1 protein-coding gene is annotated in these 570 nt (G+C 46.0%); it reads right to left on the reverse strand.

The features are described 5' to 3' along the window. Positions 1 to 304, reverse strand: a 304-nt coding sequence (locus ACTQ5K_RS25535; protein ID WP_441994455.1) for a hypothetical protein, incomplete at its 3' end; no start/stop codon positions are given. Between the last annotated feature and the right edge of the window lie 266 nt (positions 305 to 570).

Here is a 570-nt window from a genome sequence, read left to right on the forward strand (position 1 = left end):
TGCGGCTTTGGCACTTTTGCTTGCGACTTCCACTCTTACTTGCGACTTCGGCACTCTTACTTGCGATTTCCACTCTTTTACTTGCGACTTTGGCACTCTTGCTTGCGGCTTCGGCACTCTTACTTGCGATTTCCACTCTTTTACTTGCGGCTTTGGCACTCTTGCTTGCGGCTTTCACTCTTTTACTTGCGACTTTCACTCTTTTACTTGCGGCTTTGGCACTTTTGCTTGCGACTTCCACTCTTACTTGCGACTTCGGCACTCTTACTTGCGATTTCCACTCTTTTACTTGCGACTTTGGCACTCTTGCTTGCGGCTTTCACTCTTTTACTTGCGACTTTCACTCTTTTACTTGCGACTTCCACTCTTACTTGCGGCTTTCACTCTTTTACTTGCGACTTTCACTCTTTTACTTGCGACTTTTGCACTTTTGCTTGCGACTTCCACTCTTACTTGCGGCTTTCACTCTTTTACTTGCGACTTTTGCACTTTTGCTTGCGACTTCCACTCTTACTTGCGGCTTTCACTCTTTTACTTGCGATTTCCACTCTTTTACTTGCGGCTTTGGCA

It is taken from the genome of Niallia sp. Sow4_A1 (assembly GCF_052116745.1).
GTDB lineage: Bacteria > Bacillota > Bacilli > Bacillales > Cytobacillaceae > Niallia > Niallia hominis.